The 18,797-nt window shown below is 61.0% G+C and carries 19 protein-coding genes and 1 pseudogene; 6 read left to right on the top strand and 14 right to left on the bottom strand.

What is annotated here, in order from left to right; genetic code table 11:
* Positions 1 to 108 precede the first annotated feature (108 nt).
* Both ACYU03_RS12630 and ACYU03_RS12625 read left to right on the top strand, forming a co-directional pair.
* Positions 109 to 1,596 carry an aldehyde dehydrogenase family protein gene (locus ACYU03_RS12630; protein ID WP_461891202.1) on the top strand — a complete coding sequence of 496 codons (1,488 nt, stop codon included), beginning with the start codon at positions 109 to 111 and terminating at the stop codon, positions 1,594 to 1,596.
* A gap of 262 nt (positions 1,597 to 1,858) precedes the next feature.
* On the top strand, positions 1,859 to 3,181 hold the full coding sequence (locus ACYU03_RS12625) for an alginate export family protein (RefSeq protein WP_461891200.1): 1,323 nt from the start codon (positions 1,859 to 1,861) through the stop codon (positions 3,179 to 3,181).
* 37 nt (positions 3,182 to 3,218) lie between these two features.
* Here the strand turns inward: ACYU03_RS12625 and ACYU03_RS12620 are convergent, their stop codons facing one another.
* The 3 genes from ACYU03_RS12620 to ACYU03_RS12610 all read right to left on the bottom strand — a co-directional run bounded on the left by ACYU03_RS12620 (position 3,219) and on the right by ACYU03_RS12610 (position 6,389).
* Positions 3,219 to 4,505: an NTP/NDP exchange transporter gene (locus tag ACYU03_RS12620; RefSeq protein ID WP_461891198.1), complete on the bottom strand. Its 1,287-nt coding sequence runs from the start codon at positions 4,503 to 4,505 to the stop codon at positions 3,219 to 3,221.
* Between the two features lie 4 nt (positions 4,506 to 4,509).
* On the bottom strand, positions 4,510 to 5,418 hold the full coding sequence (locus tag ACYU03_RS12615; protein ID WP_461891196.1) for an aldo/keto reductase: 909 nt from the start codon (positions 5,416 to 5,418) through the stop codon (positions 4,510 to 4,512).
* An 89-nt stretch (positions 5,419 to 5,507) separates the two neighbouring features.
* The gene (locus ACYU03_RS12610; RefSeq protein WP_461891194.1) at positions 5,508 to 6,389 is read right to left on the bottom strand and encodes a Dyp-type peroxidase; all 882 of its coding nucleotides are present in this window, start codon (positions 6,387 to 6,389) and stop codon (positions 5,508 to 5,510) included.
* A gap of 141 nt (positions 6,390 to 6,530) precedes the next feature.
* Here ACYU03_RS12610 and ACYU03_RS12605 point away from each other — a divergent pair, with 141 nt between their 5' ends.
* Positions 6,531 to 7,436 (top strand): bile acid:sodium symporter family protein, encoded by a 906-nt coding sequence (locus ACYU03_RS12605; RefSeq protein WP_461891192.1) that lies wholly within the window; start codon positions 6,531 to 6,533, stop codon positions 7,434 to 7,436.
* Here the strand turns inward: ACYU03_RS12605 and ACYU03_RS12600 are convergent, their stop codons facing one another.
* On the bottom strand, positions 7,437 to 7,901 hold the full coding sequence (locus tag ACYU03_RS12600; protein WP_461891190.1) for a sterol desaturase family protein: 465 nt from the start codon (positions 7,899 to 7,901) through the stop codon (positions 7,437 to 7,439).
* A gap of 71 nt (positions 7,902 to 7,972) precedes the next feature.
* Between ACYU03_RS12600 and ACYU03_RS12595 the strand changes: the two genes are divergently transcribed.
* Both ACYU03_RS12595 and ACYU03_RS12590 read left to right on the top strand, forming a co-directional pair.
* Positions 7,973 to 8,743, top strand: a complete 771-nt coding sequence (locus tag ACYU03_RS12595) for a class I SAM-dependent methyltransferase (RefSeq protein ID WP_461891188.1) — start codon at positions 7,973 to 7,975, stop codon at positions 8,741 to 8,743.
* Between the two features lie 369 nt (positions 8,744 to 9,112).
* Entirely contained in the window at positions 9,113 to 9,820 is a 708-nt protein-coding gene (locus tag ACYU03_RS12590; protein WP_461891187.1) for an MgtC/SapB family protein, read from the top strand.
* 3 nt (positions 9,821 to 9,823) lie between these two features.
* On the opposite strand, the pseudogene ACYU03_RS12585 reads toward ACYU03_RS12590, so the two are convergent.
* From ACYU03_RS12585 to ACYU03_RS12565, 5 genes and pseudogenes are all read right to left on the bottom strand, one after another.
* Positions 9,824 to 10,049: pseudogene (locus ACYU03_RS12585) on the bottom strand (TraR/DksA C4-type zinc finger protein); the annotation flags it as partial.
* A 2-nt stretch (positions 10,050 to 10,051) separates the two neighbouring features.
* Positions 10,052 to 10,837, bottom strand: a complete 786-nt coding sequence (locus ACYU03_RS12580) for an enoyl-CoA hydratase/isomerase family protein (RefSeq protein WP_461891185.1) — start codon at positions 10,835 to 10,837, stop codon at positions 10,052 to 10,054.
* A gap of 21 nt (positions 10,838 to 10,858) precedes the next feature.
* Positions 10,859 to 11,509: a flavin reductase family protein gene (locus tag ACYU03_RS12575; RefSeq protein ID WP_461891184.1), complete on the bottom strand. Its 651-nt coding sequence runs from the start codon at positions 11,507 to 11,509 to the stop codon at positions 10,859 to 10,861.
* Positions 11,510 to 11,661: 152 nt separating this feature from the next.
* A complete protein-coding gene (locus tag ACYU03_RS12570; RefSeq protein ID WP_461891182.1) occupies positions 11,662 to 12,966 on the bottom strand; it encodes an MFS transporter in 1,305 nt (434 codons plus the stop codon).
* 123 nt (positions 12,967 to 13,089) lie between these two features.
* A complete protein-coding gene (locus tag ACYU03_RS12565; protein ID WP_461891180.1) occupies positions 13,090 to 13,491 on the bottom strand; it encodes a RidA family protein in 402 nt (133 codons plus the stop codon).
* 411 nt (positions 13,492 to 13,902) lie between these two features.
* On the opposite strand from ACYU03_RS12565, the gene ACYU03_RS12560 reads away from it, so the two are divergent.
* Positions 13,903 to 14,964 carry a LacI family DNA-binding transcriptional regulator gene (locus ACYU03_RS12560; RefSeq protein WP_461891178.1) on the top strand — a complete coding sequence of 354 codons (1,062 nt, stop codon included), beginning with the start codon at positions 13,903 to 13,905 and terminating at the stop codon, positions 14,962 to 14,964.
* Between the two features lie 12 nt (positions 14,965 to 14,976).
* Here the strand turns inward: ACYU03_RS12560 and ACYU03_RS12555 are convergent, their stop codons facing one another.
* Genes ACYU03_RS12555 through ACYU03_RS12535 form a run of 5 tightly spaced genes read right to left on the bottom strand, consistent with a single transcriptional unit; the run spans position 14,977 to position 18,791 of the window.
* Positions 14,977 to 15,909, bottom strand: a complete 933-nt coding sequence (locus ACYU03_RS12555) for an electron transfer flavoprotein subunit alpha/FixB family protein (RefSeq protein ID WP_461891176.1) — start codon at positions 15,907 to 15,909, stop codon at positions 14,977 to 14,979.
* A gap of 12 nt (positions 15,910 to 15,921) precedes the next feature.
* Positions 15,922 to 16,668 (bottom strand): electron transfer flavoprotein subunit beta/FixA family protein, encoded by a 747-nt coding sequence (locus tag ACYU03_RS12550; protein WP_461891174.1) that lies wholly within the window; start codon positions 16,666 to 16,668, stop codon positions 15,922 to 15,924.
* 50 nt (positions 16,669 to 16,718) lie between these two features.
* Positions 16,719 to 17,504, bottom strand: a complete 786-nt coding sequence (locus tag ACYU03_RS12545; protein WP_461891172.1) for an enoyl-CoA hydratase/isomerase family protein — start codon at positions 17,502 to 17,504, stop codon at positions 16,719 to 16,721.
* Between the two features lie 40 nt (positions 17,505 to 17,544).
* Positions 17,545 to 18,009: an acyl-CoA thioesterase gene (locus ACYU03_RS12540; protein ID WP_461891170.1), complete on the bottom strand. Its 465-nt coding sequence runs from the start codon at positions 18,007 to 18,009 to the stop codon at positions 17,545 to 17,547.
* Positions 18,010 to 18,014: 5 nt separating this feature from the next.
* Entirely contained in the window at positions 18,015 to 18,791 is a 777-nt protein-coding gene (locus ACYU03_RS12535) for a citryl-CoA lyase (protein ID WP_461891168.1), read from the bottom strand.
* Positions 18,792 to 18,797: the final 6 nt, after the last annotated feature.

Raw genomic sequence — 18,797 nt, 5'->3', positions numbered from 1 at the left:
TTGTCAGGGAAAAGCAAGATTGCAATTGCAGCGCACCGTTAAGCTCGGGCTATACGTCCATCGCAGTGCGGCTTCTTGCGCCGTCTGCCCCGCCCGGAGTCCCCCCCAATGAGCGATATCACCCTGCTGCCCTCGGTCACGGCCTTCCTGGCCCGCGACCACGGCTTGTACATTCATGGCGAAAACGTCGCCAGCCAGTCTTCGACACGCATCCAGGTCTTCAACCCGGCCAACGGCGAAAGCATTGCCCAGGTCAGCGACGCCAGTCCCTCGGATGTGGACCATGCGGTGGACTCGGCGCGCCAAGGCTTCAGGACCTGGTCGCGGACCAGCCCGGCCGGTCGGGCTGCGGTGCTGTTCAAGCTGGCCGATCTTCTGGAGCAACACCGCGAGGAGTTGGCGCAACTGGAAACCTGCCAGTCCGGCAAACTGATCGGCATCGCCCGTGCCTTCGAGGTCGACCAGGCCGCGCACTTCCTGCGCTACTACGCCGGCTGGGCGACCAAGATCACCGGTCAGACCATCACCCCGTCGCTGCCCTCCTTCGCCGGTGAGCGCTACAGCGCCTTCACCCTGCGCGAGCCGGTCGGCGTGGTGGCCGGGATCGTGCCGTGGAACTTCTCGACCATGATCGCCATCTGGAAGCTGGCCTCGGCGCTGACCACCGGTTGCAGCATCATCATCAAGCCTAGCGAGTTCACGCCGCTGACCATCCTGCGCATCGCCGAACTGGCGACCCAGGCCGGGCTGCCGGCCGGCGCGCTCAATGTCCTGACCGGCAGCGGCCTGGTAGGCAAGGCTCTGGTCGAGCACCCGGGCACCAACAAGGTCTCGTTCACCGGCTCCGTGCCCACCGGCATCGCCGTGGGTCAGGCGGCCATGGGCGCCAAGCTGACCCGCGCCACCCTCGAACTGGGCGGCAAGAACTCGGTGGCCTTCCTGCCCGATATCAGCCTGGACAAGGCCGTAGAGGGCGTGATCGAGGCAGGCTTCCTGCATTCGGGGCAGATCTGCGCCGCCGGTGAGCGGTTCTTCGCCCACCGCTCGCAAATCGAGCCGTTGCTGGACGCCCTGTCCAAGCGCCTGGGCCAATTGAAGATCGGCTCGCCGCTGGACGAAAGCACCCAGTTCGGCCCGGTGGCCAACAAACCGCACCAACGCAAGCTCGGCGAACTGTTCGCCACCGCTCGTGCCGAAGGCAATCGCATTGTCCACGGCGGGCAGATCGGTGATGGTCCCGGCTGCTACGTGGAACCAACGGTCATCCTCGCCAACGCCATCGAGGACACCCTGCTCAACCAGGAAACCTTCGGCCCGGTCGCGACCTTCTTCCCCTATGACAGCGAAGACGAACTGCTGCAGTTGATGAACAACACGCCGTTCGGCCTCAGTGCCAGCCTCTGGACTAACGACCTGTCCAAGGCCCTGCGCCTGGTGCCGGAGATCGAGGCCGGGACCTTGTGGGTCAACATGCATACCCTGCTCGACCCGGCGGTCCCCTTCGGCGGCATCAAGGCCTCGGGTATCGGCCGCGAGTTCGGCGGCGCTTTCATCGACGACTTCACCGAGCTGAAGTCGGTGATGATCCGTTACTGACGGCCGCACACGGTCAATGACCGCCACTGAGGGTGACCGCCGCTGGGTCACTCTCAATCCCCCATCTCCCAAACGTCCCTTGGGCTGTCCCTCTCCATCAACGCCAGCAATCAAGCACTGGCGATGGCGGACAACGCCTTGGCAGCCACGGGCAAGACTTGCCACGGCGTTCCGGGCGCTAATGGCATGTTGCTGGCCAACACCCAATGGCGAAACCGCCGCAACAGCCAGGCAGCCCTAATAACAAAACAGAGACGGTGCAATGGGAAGAACGCAATCACACTCTTCAAGAACCCTCGCCCTCGGCCTGGCCTTGTTGACCGCCAGCCAGGCGAGCATGGCTTATGAGCTGTACGCCGACGAGGACACTCACCTGAACGCCGACATGCTTGCGGTCTGGGGCATGTTCAACAGCCGCAAGAACTACGACGGCAGCACCGGCGGCTCGACCTGGCGCGAAGGCTTCATCCAGTACGGCGTCAGCGGCGACCAGGCCCTGGGGGGTAATGGCACGCTCTATGGCAAGTTCAACTGGGTCAGCTCCGCGACCTGGGGCGACGGAGATGCCGGCGGCAACACCGATGGTTCCGAACGCACCACCAAGATCGAGGACGCCTACCTGGGCTGGCGTTCGGGCGACCTGCTGCCGTTACTGGGCAAGGACGGCGTGGATATCTCGGCCGGCCGCCAGGTGGTGACGATCGGCCGTGGCTTCCTGATCAACGATGACGGCCCCAACCTCGGCAACGGCCCAGCCGATGGCGCGCTGGACCGTGGTGGTGCCTACTACCTCGCCGCGCGTCATGCGTTCGACCGCAGCGCCGTGCTGCGCCTGGGCGGCGAGGATGGCCTGCACGGCAGCGTGCTGTGGCTGAAATCGGATAACCGGGCGCAAGCGGAGACCGAGCTGGCCGCAGCCACCCTGGACTATACCCACGCCCTCGGCACCCTGGGCCTGACCTGGGTGCACGGTATAGATGTCAGTGACGAATGGGCCAGCGAGTTTCAGAAGGAGCGCGAAGGCATGGATGTCTACAGCCTGCGGGGCGAAGGCAATGCTGGTATCGACAATGCCAGCTTCGCCTTCGAGTACGCCTGGCAGGACAAGGACAGCGGCCCCGAGAAGGCCTGGTACGCCGAGGCTGGCTACACCTTCGCCGGCTTGCCCTGGGCGCCGACGCTGACCTACCGCTATACCCGCTACTCGGCGGGCTGGGATTCACTGTTCACCGGACTGAGCAATGGTTATGGCACCTGGTTCCAGGGTGAAGTGGCGTCCAACTACGCCGGCCCGTTCAACAGCAATACTGGCATTCACCATGTGGGCCTGAAGGCTACGCCGTTGGAGAACCTTACGGTCGGCGCGCTGTACTTCGACTTCGACACCGTGCGTACCCGCGACAGCCTTAACCTCGACGCCCGGGAGCTGGACTTCTACGTGGAATGGGCGATCAGCGATCATTTGATCGTCAGCCCGCTGGTAGGTCTGTACCAACCGCGCAAGGATGAGCGCAACGGCGGCAACCAGGTGGGCGGCAATGGCACCAACGTCTACAGTCAGCTGACCGTAGCAGTGCCGTTCTGAGTGTATCGCCCGTTCGCTGGCTTGCCCGCGAACGGGCTCAGACGTGCTCCTCCTTGCTCTCCATCCGCCGCTGCCGCCGCCCCAGCCAACCACCGGTCACGCCCCAGGCCAGGGCGATCACGGCGCCGATCAGCATTGCCAGCTGCGGATGCTCCCCCATCACGTCCAGGGCGCGCTTGACCCAGCCACTGAGGGCATCGCCGCCGCGATAGACCACGGTGTCGATGAAGTTCTTGGCTTTGTACTTGTCCTCGGCCGGCAGCACGGTGAAGAGCATTTCCCGGCCGGGGCGAACCAGGGCGTATTCGCCAGCGCGGCGCACCACCATGACCACCACGAAGACAGCGAACACCGGCGCCAAGGCCAGCCAGATGAAACCGACCGCCATCACCAGCGGCACCGCCACCAGCAGCACGCCGACGCCCAGGCGCCGGGCCAGGCGGCCGGTGACGAAGACCTGGGTCAGGATGGCCAGGGCCTGGACCACGGCGTCGATCAAGCCGAATACCTGGGTCTGGCGGGTACGGTCGGTGAAGGTTTCGCTGACGATGCGCGCCTGCTCGAAATACAGGAAGGTGCTGACGCTGGCCAGCAGCACCACGAACAGCGCGATGCCCAGCAGGTAAGGCGAGCGCAGCACCGCCGTAGCACCGGCAAAGGGATTGCCGCCCAGTGGCCGGGAGCGCGGGTGCTCGGTGTAGGCCGGCAGCGGGCGCTGATCACGCCACCGTTGCAGGCCCAGGGTCGCGCCAATGCTGCCAAGGAGGAACAAGCCCGCCAGCACCAGCAATCCCGAATGGCCAATGGGCCCCACCAGCAGGGCGCCAAGGATCGGACCGGTGAGCCCGCCCAGGCTGGCACCGGCCGCCAGCAAACCGAACAGGCGCTTGCCCTGCTCACTGGAGAACAGGTCGGCCAACACGCTCCAGGCCAGGGAAATGCTCAGCAGGTTGAACACCGACAACCAGATGTAGAAGACCCGCGCACTCCAGAGGTTGTCTGGGTCGCGTGCGAAGAGCGCGGCGAACAGCAGCAGGTTGCTGACGAAGAACCCATAGGTCCAGGGCAGGATGCGCCGTCGCTGGACCTTTGAAGCCAGCCAGCCGAACAGCGGCAGGCAAATCAGGGTGACGATGAAGGTGCCGGTGAACAGCCACTGGAGGTTGTCCACCCCACCGGCCACGCCCATGGTCTCGCGTACCGGGCGCAGCATGAAGTAACCGGTGAACAGCAGGTAGAACAGGGCCAGGCCACCCAGCACGGCCGGCCCCTCGCCCGCGTTCAGGTTGAAGCCCTTGTTCAGCCGCTGTCGCCAGCTGTTCATGCGTTCACGCGAACTGTTTGATCAGCGCTTGCTGCTGCGCCTCGGTGAGCAACGGCCCGCTGCCGGCCTTGAGCTGGTCGAGCTGGCGCTCCGGCCGGCTGGTGGCGGGAATCACGGTGGTCACCGCCTCGTGGCTGAGGGCGAACTTGAGAAACACCTGTGCCCAGCTGTCGATCCCGGCTTCCTTGACCCAGTCCGGCAACGGCTGGTCCTTGACCCTGGCGAATAGTCGGCCGTCGTCGAAGGCCCGGTTGATCAGCACCGCCACGCCCTTGTCCTTGGCCAGTGGCAATATCTCGCGCGCCGCCTCGGGGGCGTTCACCGAGTAATTGATCTGGATGAAGTCCAAGGGCTCGCTACGCAGGATCTTTGCCAACTCCGCATGGCCACCGGCGACATAGTGGGTGATACCCACGTAGCGGGTCTTGCCCTCGGCCTTGAGTTCACGGGCATAGGGCAACTGGCGCTGCCAGTCGCGCAGGTTGTGGATCTGCAGCAGGTCGACTTTGTCGGTGCGCAGGCTTTTCAGGCTTCCGGCCCATTGGGCCTCGGCGGCGGCGCGGCTGTCGGCGGCAATCTTGGTGGCCAGGAAGCATTGGTGATGCCAGCCACCCTCTTCGAGCAGCTGGCCCAGAATGGCATCGGCACCGCCATAGTTGGGCGACGTGTCGATGACCTTGCCGCCATGCTGGAAGAACAGCTGCAGCACCTGCTTGAGTTGCTGGTACTGCTCGGAGCCGGCCCTCACTTCGAAGCTGCCGGAGGTGCCGGCCCCTATCACCGGCAGATCCTCGCCGGTGGAGGGAATCTTCCGGGTCAGCAAACCGATCGGCGTTTCCGCCCGCAGCCACGGGCTGGCGGCCAGCAGGCCCAAGGCCGCGCCGGCGCGTAGGACATCGCGACGTCCATACATAGGAAAGCTCCCGTAACAATTTGGAAACTTTTTAGGCTAGCCTCTGTGCCTCGTACCGCCGGGTGATTCTGTTTCTGGATGTTAAGTGCTCAGGCCCCGACCAGCAAGCGCAGGTCCAGGCGGCCCTCTGTCATGGGCGGGCACCAGTAGTAACCGCCCGTCAGGGGACGGCTAAAGCGGTACAAGGCATCGACCACGCCGTCTTCCAGGCCGCTCATGCGCCGCAACTGGACTTCGAAGGCCTCGAAGGAATGGCCGAAGGCCAGGAAGGCCAGCCCGGCGCCACGCTCGTCGGCCCAGGCCAGGGAGCGGCGGACCATGAAGGCCTCCGGCTCGAAACTCTCCTGGGCGGTGCGCTTGACGTGGGCCGAGGTCGGTGCCTCGTCGAGCTCTTCGTTGTCGCTCAGGCGGCGGCCGATGATGTCGTCCTGTTCGGCTTGTGGCAGCCCCTTGAAGTAGCCAAGGTCATGGGCCCACAACTGGAAAGCGGCGAAGCTGGAGCCGCTCAGGCCCGGAACATCACCAGGTACGATGGCCGCGTCGACAGCGTCTGCGTCCACCGGGTTCTCAGTGCCATCCTCGTACCCGCTCAAGTCATGGCCGCCCTGGTGCAGGAAGGCGTCGGTGCTGTCCACCAGGCGCAACGCCGGGGCCAGGGCCTGCTGCAGGGCCTGGGCACGCAGGAACAGGTCGCCGCGCTGCTCGCCACGCAACCAGATCCACAGCGCATGCTGGGTACTGGGGTTTTCGACGCTGGCATCGAGTTGCGGGAAAGCACGCAGGCCCGGGATCTCACGCCCCAGTGCCTTGGCCAGCGGTGCGCCGACGCCCAGTATCAGGCCCTGGCCATCCGCCTGCGGCAACAGCAGGTCCAGCGCAGCCGGCAGGGCGTCGCTCGACTCGATGGCGAAGAACAGGTGACGGCCATGAGCTGGCGCGGGGGTGGCAAGAATACCTTGCTGGAACGGCATGACAGGCAAATCCTCGGCAAAAGCGCGAATGCTACCTCAGCCGCAGGCTTCAGGCCAAACGCCACAGGCCCCTGGGTAGCGCAGCTTGCAGCTGGAAACTTGCAGCTACACTCGCAGGGATCCTTTACCGCGAGAATGCCCATGACCGCCTCTCCCCTGCTCACCGCCTTCCTGCCCATCGCCCTGGGCATCATCATGCTCGGTTTGGGGTTGTCGCTGACCCTGGCTGACTTCGCCCGTGTGGTGAAATACCCCAAGCCGGTGGTGATCGGCCTGGCCTGCCAGATCCTGCTGCTGCCCTTCATTTGCTTCCTGATCGCCAATGGCTTCGGCCTGGCGCCAGCCCTGGCGGTGGGCCTGATGCTGCTGGCCGCGTCGCCGGGCGGCACCACCGCCAACCTGTTCAGCCACCTGGCCCACGGCGACGTGGCATTGAACATCACCCTGACGGCGGTCAACTCGCTGATCGCCATCCTCACCATGCCGTTGCTGGTCAACCTGTCGCTGGCTTGGTTCATGGCCTCGGACCAGGCCATTCCACTGCAGTTCACCAAAGTCCTTCAGGTGTTCGCCATCGTCTTGCTGCCAGTGGCCCTGGGCATGCTCATCCGGCATTGGGCGCCTGGTTTCGCCACGCGCATGGAGCGGCCGATGAAACTGGTGGCGGCGCTGTTCCTGGCGTTCACCATCGTCCTGGCGCTGGTCAAGGATTGGCAAACGGTGGTCGAGTATGCTCCGCTGGTTGGCCTGGCCGCCCTACTCTTCAACCTGCTCAGCCTGAGCATCGGCTACTGGGTGCCACGGCTGCTGAACATCCCCAAACGCCAGGCCATCGCCATCGGCATGGAGATCGGTATCCACAACGGCACCCTGGCCATCGCCCTGGCCCTGAGCCCGACCTTGCTGAACAACGCGACCATGGCGGTGCCTGCGGCGATCTACAGCCTGATCATGTTCTTCACCGCCGCCGCGTTCGGTTGGTGGGTCAGCCGTGGCCACGCGGCCGCAGACACGGCCAGCAAGAGCGAAACCGCGAACGGGGGATGATCAGCCGCGCCGCCGGGCACGCAACTGGCGCTTGAGCACGTGCAAAGGCGGGGCATAGAAGAAACCGAAGGACACGCTGTTGCTGCGCCCCTTGATCGCATGGTGCAGCCGGTGCGCGCGGTACAGGCGCTTGAAGTAGCGATTGCCCGGCCGTGGCTTGGTAGGCCAGTGGCGGTGAAAGAAACCATCATGGGCAATCACGTAGAGTACGCCGTAGCCGGCGACTCCGGCGCCGACCCACTGCAGCGGCGCGTGCCCGGCCTTGCCCAGGGCTACCAGGGCCGCTGCGATCAGCGCCAGGGCCACTAGGTAGAAGTCGTTGGTTTCCAGCATGCCCAGGTGCGGTTCATGGTGGGAGCGGTGCAGCCACCAGCCCCAGCCATGCATGATGTACTTGTGGGCGAGCGTACCGACGCCTTCCATGGCCACCAGGGTGCCGAACAGGATGGCGAGATTGAACAGCATGTAACGGTCCGGGTTTGGCAAGAAGGTGCGCAAGATTACCATTGCCAAAAGGCCTTCAGGAGGGGTTTTTGATGAACGATGTGCACACGTCCGCCAGCGCTGGCTATGCCATGCAGTCCGATACCTACGAGCAGGGCCGTCCCGGTTATCCGCCTGCGCTGCAGGCCTGGCTGCGCGATGGACTGGGGGTGGGAGCGGGCCGACCGGTGCTCGACCTGGGGGCCGGCACCGGCAAGTTCACCCGCTTGCTGAGCACCTTGGGGGCACAGGTCACCGCCGTGGAGCCAGTGGCGCAGATGCGTCAGCAATTCAGCGCGCGCTTGCCCGGGGTCGCGGTGCTCGAAGGAACCGCCCAGCATTTGCCGGTGGCCTCCGCCAGCCAGGATGCCGTGGTCTGCGCCCAGGCCTTCCACTGGTTCGCCGAGGCGGCATCGCTGGCGGAAATCCACCGGGTACTCAAGCCCGGCGGACGCCTCGGGCTGGTCTGGAACGTGCGCGACGAGTCGGTCGACTGGGTGGCGCAGGTCACCCGTATCATCACGCCCTACGAGGGCGACACGCCGCGCTTCCATACCGGCAGGTGGCGCCAAGCCTTCGATGGTCGCTATTTCGACGAGCCGCAAGTGACGTACCTGCCCCATGCCCATGAGGGCAGCCCGCAGACGGTGATCATCGAGCGCTGCCTTTCGGTCAGCTTCATCGCCGCCCTGCCCGCCGAGCAGCAGGCCGACGTGCTGGCGCAACTGCAGGAACTGATCGCCCAGCACCCCGATCTGCGAGGCCGCGAGCGCATCGCCTTCCCTTACCAAACCCAGGCCTACCTGTGCCGGCGCCGGGATTGAACGGGCCCCAGGAGGTGCCGGAACGGCAATTGTCATGTTTCTGCCCTTGACCCATCCGACAAGCGGCGTTACCTTGCGCGACGCATTTTTGCATGCCTGAACAGGAGTCCTGCATTGGACAGTAGCCCCAGTCGATTGCGACAGGCCCACACGGCGAGCTAGTCCGGCAGTTCTCCTGCCACTGTCTCGCCGAACACGGTAGACGGTGGTCTTTTCCAGCCTTAGCGGGCTGACGTCCCCCTTCTCTCTTCCCGTTGCCTCGCCCCCTCTGGCGGACGAGCGCGTGGTCCTGCGCATTCTCGGTTTTCGTCAACCGCGCCGTCAGGTGGCGGCGCTCGTACGGGCCCATGCCCGTGGAAGAGGTTTGCTATGGATTGGAAAGTATTTCTGCTGCGCGTCAGCATCGCCCTCCTGCTCGGTGCCCTGATTGGCGCTGAGCGTCAGTTGCGCCAGCGCCTCACCGGCCTGCGCACCAACGCGCTGGTCAGCACCGGTGCCTGCTTGTTCGTGCTCATGACCCAGGCCGTGCCGGGCATGGAACCCACCGATGCCTCGCGCATCGCCGCCTACGTGGTCTCCGGAATCGGCTTTCTCGGCGGCGGCGTGATCATGCGCGATGGTTTCAATGTGCGCGGCCTGAATACCGCCGCCACGCTCTGGTGCACCGCGGCCATTGGTGTGTTGTGCAGCTTGGGCCTGTTGCTCGAAGCCACACTGGGCAGCCTGGTGGTGTTGTGCGCCAACATCCTGCTACGTGACATCGCCCAGCGCCTGGACCAACAACAGGTGGTGCCCGCCAGTGAGGTCGAACAGCGTTTCGAGGTCCGCATCACCTGCCGTGCCGAAGACGAGATCCAGGTGCGCAGCCTGATGTTGCACAGCCTCAGCGACCCCGGGCTGCGCCTGCAATCGCTGCACAGCGAAGACCTGGCCGACCCGGCGCGCCTGGAGGTTCGGGCGCAACTGCTGGGTACTCCGGAAGCCCCGGCCCAGCTGGAGCGCCTGGTGAGCCGGGTAAGCCTGGAAAAAGGCGTCAGTTCGGTGCGCTGGCAGTTGCAGGCATTGGCCGTGGATTAATGCTCAGGCATCGCGCAGGTGTCTCTCTTTCTTCTCCTGCCGCTCCTTGGCCGCGATGCACAGGGTTGCGGTGGGCCTGAGCAACAGGCGGCGCAGGCCGCTGGGTTCACCGGTTTCCTCGCACCCCCCGTATTCGCCACCACTGCCGCTGTTCCTCGGCGCTGCCGATATCCGCGGGATCGCTCTGCGGCTCTTGCTCACGCAGCGCTTCGAACGCATGAGAAAAGCGAGTTAACGTCCACGGTAATGTGGATAACGTTTTTCCGAAAAAGCGGCCACCCCTTCGGCAGCATCATGAGTCAGCAATAACTGGCCCTGCAACTCAGACTCTTTGGCCAAGCCTGCCTCCATAGTTAGTTCAAAGCTGGCAAGCAGTGCATGCCGAGCGGCTGCCACGGCCAAAGGCGCATTTTTTATAATCCGATTCGCGATGGCGACTGCCGTATTTTCGAGCTCGGACTTTTCAGTCAGATCCGTTACCAAGCCATAGGCCAAAGCAGTATCGGCGCTTATTTCATCTCCGGTAAGAACCATTCTCATCGCAGCACCAAGACCGATGACTTTACCGAGCCGCTGCGTGCCACCGCCTCCAGGCATGATTCCCCACCGGACCTCCGGCAGGCCAAAACGTGCAGTCGGCGTTGCGATACGGATGTCGCACGCCAGGGCCAATTCCAACCCCCCCGCGATACAGAACCCGTCAATAGCAGCAATGGTCGGTTTTGCGACTTCTCGATCCGCCGTAAGCCCACCGAAGCTGACGGTGCCCTGGTAACCCTGGCTTTCGGCAATCCTTCGTCGATACGGAAGGTAATCCAGGATATCGGCCCCCGTACAGAACGCACGCCCACCCGCCCCCATCAGAATGGCCACTTTTAAACTTGGGTCGCTATCAAAACGTTTCCAGGCCGCCGCCAGTACACGCTCGTGCTCGACATCCAGGGCATTGAGGCGTTCGGGACGATTGATCGTTATGCGGGCGATATGCTGATTGATGATTTCGAAATCTATTGACATTGAAGGTATCTCACTCCGCACTCAAACTTCAGGGCGAAACATTTCGAATTTTTCCCCGATCCGCGCGTAATCACCACGATAGCCAGCCCGCATGATCGGTTGAGCAGCGTATGTATCGAATAGGCCATCTTTCAGATACTGCTTCTGGATGTGCACCCCCACCACCTGGCCCAACACCAGCCAGTTGTCCGTCGGCCTGCCGTCAAGATCGCGCAACTGCACGATTTGCGACAGTTTGCACTCCAGCGCCGACGGCGACTCGCCAACTCGTGGTACCGCCACGTTGTGTCCTGCTACAGGTGTTAATCCTGCTAACTGAAACTCATCGACATCTGACGCGACGATGGCCGAGGTAAGATTCACCTTTTGCGCCAGCGGAAGCGTCGCGAGATTCCAGACAAACTCACCCGTCTGCTCAATATTATGGAGGCTGTCTTTACGACCTTCACTGCAAAAGCCGATGATTGGCGGGAACGCTGCGAACGCACCGCAGAAGCTATAGGGCGCCAGGTTCAAGCGTCCACCCGAAGACATTGTGGATATCCATCCAATCATGCGCGGCGCCACGATCGCCTTGAAAGGATCATGCGGCAGACTGTGACCTGCAGCAGGATTGTAGAACACGACATCCGAACCAAGATCGACTGCGCTGGCCCTGAACTCACTATTCATGCCTATCTCCATTCTGTTTGTATGTGCCATTGAAAAGTCAGTAAGACCTGACGGCTGCGTGCCACGACGCACACGCGATCGTGCCGAGCGACGACTGCGACTCAGAACATCCAGTTTCTCGGTTACGTGGCACACACCCTCAGGCAAGGGCGTTATCTACGGGAAGGATTCGCTTGCTCCATCACATCCACCTGACCGTATAGATCGTCGGAGGAAGCGATGCTCGAAAGATCACGACCGCGGGTTTCCGGCAGAAGTGCCAGGGCAAGCAGTGCAAAGGAATAGCCAATGAAGCAGTACAACGCGATTGAACTCAACAGGCCGATATACTCCGCTGTTGCGCCAACCAATGCGACACTCAATGCGCCAATCGACTTGCCGACGTTGTACGAGAAACCCATGCACGTGGTTCGAATCTGGGTCGGGAAAAGCTCCGACAGCATCGGGCCGAGCCCGGCAAATACGCCGTTGATACCCATTCCTACCGGAAGCCCCAAAAGCGCCAGCACCCATGACTCCATTGGCACAAGCAAGTAAACGCCCGTCAGAAACGCAGAGAACAGACAGAACACCATTGTGGTGAAACGCCGGCCCAGAGAGTCATTCAAGTACGCAAAGCCGACTTGCCCGATAAAGGAGCCGACACTCATCATTGTCACCATCATGGCAACGGATGACGCCGGCAGGCCACGCACCTGGATCAGCATCGTGGGCAGCCAGACCATAATGGCGTAGCTGCTTCCTTGCAGTCCGGTAATCATCAGCGCAGAGAGAAGGCTCGAACGTCGAACGTCCTTGCGAAAGGATGAGCGCCAAGTTGCCACCATCGCTCCGCCCGTCGCGGCTTTCATGTCGCGGAAGATTTCCGGCTCAGGAATATATCGCCGCATCAGCAGCACCACGAGGGCAGGAAGAACACCGACCCAGAACGCCATCCTCCATGCTATCGACTCCGGGAAATAAGCCAACAGCAAGCCTGTCACCATGGCGGCAAACGCCCAGCCTACAGAAAACCCACTTTGCACCAAGCCCAAGGCTTTGCCTCGATGCTCCGGGTTGATGACTTCCGCCATCAGTGCCGCACCTACGGCCCACTCGGCACCGAAACCGAGGCCCTGCAGCGCTCGCACCACCATCAACTGGTTATACGAATTTGTGCATCCGGCAACGACACTGAAGGTGGTGAACCAGATGATGGCCCACGTCAAAATACGCACACGCCCATAACGGTCGCTCAGAATGCCAGCAATCCATCCTCCTAAAGCGGCAGATAGCAAAGACGACGTCACGATCAGACCTGCCTCCGGCTTGGAGAAGTGCCACGTCGCCATCAGGACAGGCAAGAGAAACGCCAACACCTGATTGTCAAACGTATCCAGAGTCCAACCGCCGAAGCACCCCCAAAATGTCCTTCTTCCTACCGGGGTGGCCTCTCTATACCAGTCAAACATCTTCATATCGATCATCCTCTTGGGAGGAGGCATTCTGCACTCGCAGTGATGCCTCAACGGCATGTCCTCAGGGCAGCGCGACGTACTGACACTACTGTTCGCGCGACATTCATTTAATTGTTGTTTTCGTTATGAAACGTCACTGCATAAGGCGATCGCACTGATCTCCAGCAGCGCTCCGTAATGGAGTGCACCACAGGGCACGACCGTTCGAGCCGGCGCCGGCTCGCCTATAAATTCCCGATAGAGCTCGTTTACCCGAGGCCAGTCATCGATGTTCGACACATAGATTTGTACGCTCACAAGCGACCCGACATCAGTACCTGCCGCGAGCAGTACTTCACGCATGTTTGTAAGGGCTTGATGAACCTGCGCATCGAGCCCTTGCGCGAGGGTGAGTTGGGGGTCGGTTGTCAGCGGCAACTGACCCGACACGAAGACAAAGCCGTTTGCCTTGGTTGCTTGCGCATAGTGACCCCGCGGCAAAGGGGCATTTTGAGTCAGGATATGTTCTATCAAAGCGTTCTCCACTTATAGACCTGCGGGGATTTTCGCTCCGTCGTGCTCGCAACACTCAAGGTTCTCGATGCTCGATGGATTGTTGTTATTTTCGAAATCGATTTCGATAAAACATACCACCACAGATTCAGCACTTCAACGGCACATTTAGATTTTTCAAAACCGTTTACAGAAAAAAATCACCTAGAACGATCTATACAAAAAATCCATGAAAATCTTATATTTTCTGGAAAATTCACAAAAATATGGATTTCAGAAGATTCAAGGCGGTGATGATCGACTGACCAACCACGTCATCGGTGAAGCATCCAGAAAAACTACAAAGTCGTTTTTATAAAAAATGGGCTCACCGTCGCGCGAAACGCCACGCGCTGATAAAATCGTTTTCGGTGTGGAAGCCGGGACAGTCCAAGAGAAGGTGAAATGAATATCCAGGAATTTGCAGCCACGCTCAGCCTTTCCATTAGCACGGTGTCTAAGGCGCTGAACGGCCGGGAAGATGTAAGCCCAGAAACACGCAAGCGCGTGCTCCAGGCGGCGACGGCGCTCGGCTTTTCTGCGGACCCTTCCGCGCGGCGCTTGCGCCGGCAATCGACCGACACCATCGCGTTCGTCTTGTCCCCTCCCCAGACTTCATTCGCCCACCCCTTCTTTCTGGACATGCTGATGGGTGTGAATGAAGCGATGGAAAACAGTGGATACCAGGTCATTTTCGCTTCTGCACAAAGCGTGGAAACGGAGATAGACCTCTTCAAGCGCCTGATCAAACGTCAGCGCGTCAACGCGTTACTCTTTGCACGCACGCGTCGACAGGATGAACGCATCGCCTACCTGCTCGAACAGGACATTCCTTTCGTCGCATTCGGCAGAAGCGAGACCTCCAATGCCTACCCCTATGTCGATATCGATCATCACGTTGTGGGGCGATCCGGTTGTGCTCGCTTCATCGCCCTGGGGCATCGGCGTATTGCGCTGGTCCATGCCCCCGAATACCTCATGTTCAGCCACCTGGAAAATACCGGGTACGCCGAAGCTTTACGTAACGCAGGGATACCCTTCGACGAAACACTCTGTGTAGAAGCAGCTATTTCTGAAGAAGGTGGCGCTGAAGCGGCCCGCCGACTGCTGGCGCTCCCGACCCCACCCACGGCTATCGTCTGCGGCCACGATTTGATCGCACTGGGCGTGTTACGAGGCATCGCCGAAACAGGAAAGGCGCCGGGCCGTGATGTTGGCGTGATCGGCGGAGACAATCATCCAATCGGTCGTTTCGTGCAACCTTCGCTGACCACTTTTTCTGCGCAGACACATCGCGCGGGTAAACGGATGGCGCAAATGCTGCTCGAGCGATTGGCCGGCAGGCCTCCCCAGGAACTTCAGGAGATATGGGTTCCGGAGCTAATCATTCGCGCTTCCGACGGCCCTAATCGTGTTCAGCCCCCTTCTCCTTCACTTCGCCATGATTCGGATGCAGGGCAGCTATGAGCCCTCATGCAATCAGAGGGCCGCTGTCAGCTCCGGCACCATCTCGAAGAGATCCCCAACAAGACCGTAGTCCGCCACCCCGAATATCGGTGCCTCCGGATCCTTGTTGATCGCGACGATCACCTTGCTATCCTTCATGCCGGCCAAGTGCTGAATCGCTCCCGAAATACCTATTGCAAAATAGATGTCAGGCGCAACGATCTTTCCCGTTTGCCCCACCTGATAATCATTCGGTACAAAGCCGGCATCCACGGCAGCACGCGAGGCCCCTAGCGCAGCCCCCAACTTGTCCGCGAGCGGCTGCAGAATGTCCTGGTAATGCTCGCCACTGCCCAAGCCACGCCCGCCTGAAACGATGATCCGTGCCGCCGTCAGTTCTGGCCGATCCATTTTCGCGACCTCCCGGCATACGAATGCAGAGTTGTGTTGGCCCGGCGCAACCTCGACTCGTGTAATCGTCGCGTTTCCACCCGTCGCGCAGACGGGGTCAAAAGCAGTCGCACGAACCGTTATGACTTTCTGGCTATCTTCGGACTGCACCGTCGCGATCAGGCTCCCCGCGTAAATGGGACGCTTGAAGGTGTCTGAACTCTCGACCTCGATCACCTCACTGATCTGCGCGACGTCCAGCGCAGCCGCAACCCGCGGAGCGACGTTCTTTCCGAACGCAGTCGCGGGGGCCAAAATGTGGGAGTAGTCCTTCGCCAGTGTCATGACGGTAGCCTGGACATTCTCTGCCAAATGATCGGCAAGGTGGGCAGCCTCTGCTACCAGGACCTGCCGCACGCCCATTACTTTCGACGCCTCATCGACCGCAGGCTGCATAGCATCGCCCAGCATAAGTAAATCGATATCACCGCCAATCATCTGTGCGGCGGCAAGCGTATTCAACGTTGCGGGCTTGACCGCCATGTTGTCATGTTCAGCAATTACCAAAATAGTCATGTCATACCCGCCCTATAGGACCTTGGTTTCATTCAACTTTTCGAGCAGGGTCCGAACATCCGGCACCTTGATGCCGGCGGCTCGATTCGTCGGCGCCGCGACATGCAACGTCTTCAACCGTGGCGCCACCTCAACGTTAAGCACTTCGGGCGTCAGAACCTCCAAAGGCTTCTTCTTTGCCTTCATGATGTTAGGCAGCGTGGCGTAGCGAGGCACGTTGAGTCGAAGGTCAGTGGTCACGACACCCGGGAGCGTCAAGGACAGCGTTTCAAGGCCGCCGTCGACCTCGCGGATCACTTGAACTCGATCGCCCTGGATGGATACCTTCGAAGCAAAAGTCGCTTGCGCAAGCCCGGACAGAGCGGCGAGCATTTGCCCGGTCTGGTTACTATCGTCGTCAATGGCCTGCTTGCCCAAAATGATCAGCTGCGGGGCCTCGCGGCTTACCAGCGCGTGAAGAAGTTTCGCCACGGCCAGCGGTTGTAGCTCGACAGAGGTTTCGACAAGTATTGCCCGGTCGGCCCCCATCGCTAACGCTACTCGCAGGGTCTCCTGGCATTGCGTCGGCCCACACGAGACGACGACCACTTCAGTCACCTCACCCGACTCTTTCAGTCGAACGGCCTCCTCCACCGCGATTTCGTCAAATGGATTCATGGACATTTTTACGTTGGCGAGTTCGACACCACTGCCGTCGGCTTTTGGCCGGACTTTCACGTTGTAGTCGGCAACACGCTTAACTGAGACTAATACTTTCAATGCGCTCTGCTCCGCAAAATAAACAACCGATGTGCTCTGGGCCCGGATTGTCAGACCGACCGGATAGCACGCCAGAACGGTTCGAAATCCGGGGCGCGCTTTTCCGTGAACGCATCCAACCCTTCCTGCCATTCAGCACGCGGAACATCGGTCACCGACCGTTGCACGCGCGCCCAGTCATATCCAGCGTGGGCATGCAGATTGCGCTTCGCGGCAGAAAGTGCGACGGGGGGCGCCTTGGAAACAATTTCCTGCGCCCATGACACCGCTCTTTCGACAACGGAGTCACGAGGAACCACCGCGTTGACCAGGCCTCTGGCAGCGCCTTCGGCGCTATCGACACGCCTGCCGCTCAAGACCAACTCCAGAGCGAGTCGTGAACCCACCATCGACTGCAAAAGTGCCAGGCCGGTATTGGGAATAACCCCGCGCGAGACTTCCGGCAGGCTGAACCATGCCTCCTCAGCAGCGACGACCAGGTCACAAGACAGCGAAAGCTCGAAACCGCCGCCCAATGCCCCGCCTTGAACGGCGGCAATGACAATACGAGGGTCCTCGACCAGCCGCTTGAACAGTAGCGCCGGGTCGGTCGCCGGATCAGCGCGCTCCATCCAGCCATCACGCAAATCGTCGATATTCGCCCCCGCGCAAAACGCGACTCCAGTCGAAGCAATCACGATCGCTCGCGCCGCTGCGGCAGTGCTGAGTTCAAGGGCCTCAAACACTTCGCTGACGATGCGGCGGGATAATGCATTGCGCCGCTGCGGATCGTTCAACGTGATGATGGCAACGCCATCGCGTATTTCGAAGAGAATTTTCGTGAAGTTCCCAGACATTTTCGTTACCTCGCAGGTGCAGTAGAAACCGGCGCAAAGCTCACGCCTCTTTGAGCAGGTGAGCTCGAATCACGTCCGAAATGGCCGTGGGTTCACGACGCTCAACGTCGATGAGCACGCAGGTCGCCTGCGCGGACGCGCAGCATTGAGAGCCTACGAACAGTCCTTGCGCCAATTCAAAAGATGTGCGGCCCACCCTGAGGGTGCAGGACCCGATCTCGACGACCCCAGGGAAGTACACTTCGCTCAAGAAATCGATCGACAGATGAGCGACCACCACGAGCTTGCCGGCCATCGAAGCTTTCAACCCCTCACCCGCGAGAATCTCCATTCGCGCAGCTTCGAGCAGTGTCGATATCACCGCGTTGTTCACATGGTGGAACTGGTCGGTATCGGCGTTACGAAGTTTCTCCTGGGTCCAGAAACTGCAGGCGTTACGTGCCAGAGGCAGTTTTCGAGCGGCGGATCTCGCGGGGTTTGAGGCTGATGAAGATGCGGTTGACATACCGATCACTCCTCGACCATGTGTACCGTCGCTTCATGCTCGGTTCGCAGATAGAGCGTTTCGGCAATGGGTTGGCGCATTTCTTCCAACACATGCCCGACCAATCCGACCGCTCGCGCCGCAACCGCCAGACCGCGGCAGATTTTCCATGTGATGCCCATTTCTGAAGCGACAGCGGCCATGGCTCCCGTCACATTCAAGGGCAGCGGACGGCCGGCCTGGAGCGTCGCTTGCTCAGCGATCGCATCCATCAATGCGACGTAGGGCCCGTAATAGCCGGTTTCTTTCGCAACTTCGAACAGCGCGACACTGCGCGGATCAATCGGCTTGTGGAACGGGTGCCCGATACCCGGGATGATTTCCTTACGGGAACGGTACCCCGCGACAATCTCCGCCGCCTTCACCTGTGGATCTGCAAGTGTTGCATTGGCGGGAATCGTTTCCTGCAGCAACTTGGCGGCGTTGTCGAGCGAGCCGACAAATACCGACCCAAGACCGAGCAGCCCTGCAGCGACCGCTGCCTGAACGGCCTCTGGCGCGCCACAATAGGTAAATCGCGTGGCCAGGGACGAGGGCGTAATACCATGTTCAACCAAAATGACCATCATTGCGTTGAACATCCGCAACTCACGCGCTTCAGGCAGTCGGCCAAACAACTGCAAGAACGTCATTTGGCCAAAATCAATCTTCCCTACGATTTCGTTACAGAGATCGAGCCCGTGAATAACCACTTTTGAAGGGGTGGCCCAGGCGATATCAGACCGTACCTGAGTGTCTTTCATTCGTTC

It is taken from the genome of Pseudomonas sp. X10 (assembly GCF_054889225.1).
The sequence above is the reverse complement of the archived record's forward strand: the minus strand, read 5'-3'. Positions and strand labels throughout refer to the sequence as shown.